General features: G+C 23.7%; 1 protein-coding gene. It reads left to right on the forward strand.

What is annotated here, in order from left to right:
* Positions 1-260 precede the first annotated feature (260 nt).
* Positions 261-630: adenine phosphoribosyltransferase (locus tag MSI_RS13575; RefSeq protein WP_237706520.1), on the forward strand; the 370-nt coding region annotated here is incomplete at its 3' end.

Below are 630 nucleotides of genomic sequence, written 5' to 3' on the forward strand. Positions count from 1 at the left end.
ATAATTTAATAAAATTATCTAATTTTTAATGATTTCATGATTATTCTCTATAAATCTTAAAAAATAATAATTTAGATAAGTTAATATATTATATAGAAAGTTTATATTTAATTATTTATGATGATTAATTAATAACAAAAATCTAATTATTTTCAAATAATATTAAAGAAGGAGTTTAGTCATGTTAGATGAATTAAAAAAATCATTAGTGGAATGTCCCGTAGTTAAAAAAAGGAGAATATTTTTACTTTGTACATCCAATAAGTGATGGTGTACCTCTTGTAGAACCTGAATTATTAGATGATATTATGAATTATATTATTAATAATTATAATCTTGACTTAATTGATAAAATTGTAGGGGTGGAATCCATGGGAATACCTCTTGCAACAGCATTATCACTTAAAACGGGAATACCTTTTGTAGTTGTACGTAAAAGGTCTTATGGTCTTGAAGGTGAACAAAAAGTACATCAAAGAACGGGTTACAGTGAAAATGAATTATATATTAATGGAATTAAAGAAAATGATAATATATTATTAATAGACGATGTAGTAAGCACGGGAGGAACATTAATAAGTGTTATAAAAGCTTTTGATGAAATAGGTGCAAATTTAGTTAATATAATTG

Origin of the sequence: Treponema sp. JC4 (assembly GCF_000260795.1) — a bacterium.
Classification (GTDB): Bacteria; Spirochaetota; Spirochaetia; order Treponematales; family Treponemataceae; genus Treponema_D.